The organism is Mesorhizobium sp. M00.F.Ca.ET.216.01.1.1 (assembly GCF_004010325.2).
GTDB lineage: Bacteria > Pseudomonadota > Alphaproteobacteria > Rhizobiales > Rhizobiaceae > Mesorhizobium.
Map to the genome: position 1 here is coordinate 1 of NZ_SADR02000085.1, position 784 is coordinate 784.

A 784-nucleotide genomic window follows, 5' to 3' on the forward strand; every position below is an offset into this window, starting at 1 on the left:
CAAGCAGCTAGATACGACAGGTGACCTCAAATGAGGCGTCTTGCATGGCTTCTACACCTGCCTGAATGCCAGAACTGCGTTCGTGCCGCCCATGGCGAAGGCGTTGCTCATGGCGACGCGCACCTTGCGCTCGCGCGGCACATTGGGCGTGATGTCGAGGTCGCAAGCGGGATCTGGCTCGCGATAGTTGGCGGTCGGCGGCACGACGTCCTCTTGGATTGCCATCACGCAGGCGATCATTTCAAGCGCGCTCGCTGCGCCGAGGCAATGCGCGTGCGTGGACTTGGTGGAAGAGATGGACATCGAATAAGCGTGGTTTCCAAACACACGCTTGATCGCCGCCGTTTCAGTCTGATCATTGCTCTTGGTACCGGTGCCGTGCGCGTTGAGGTAGTCGACGTTCTCGGCATTCAGCCCGGCATCGGCAAGGCAGGCGCGCATCGCCGACGCTGGCCCCTCGACAGATGGCGCGGCGATGTGGAAGGCATCGGCGGAAAGGCCGACGCCGGCGATCTCGGCAAGAATTGTGGCACCACGCCTCGTGGCATGCTCGTAGCTTTCCAGCACGGCCATGCCCGCACCCTCGCCCAGCACCAGGCCCTTCCTATCGGCGGAGAAGGGCCGGCAGGTATCGGGTGAAAGCACGCGCATTGCTTCCCATGCTTTCAGCACGCCCCATGCGAAGGGTGCGTCGCTGCCCCCGGAAACCATTACGTCGGCCCGGCCCAGCTTGATCTGATCCACCGCCGAGGCGATCGCATGGTTGGCCGAGGCACATGCGGAG

1 protein-coding gene is annotated in these 784 nt (G+C 63.3%); it reads right to left on the bottom strand.

Going from position 1 to position 784, the window contains the following annotated elements:
* Window positions 1-51 precede the first annotated feature (51 nt).
* Window positions 52-784 (bottom strand): beta-ketoacyl-[acyl-carrier-protein] synthase family protein (locus EN859_RS35130; protein WP_135913592.1); only part of this gene is annotated, 733 nt, incomplete at its 5' end.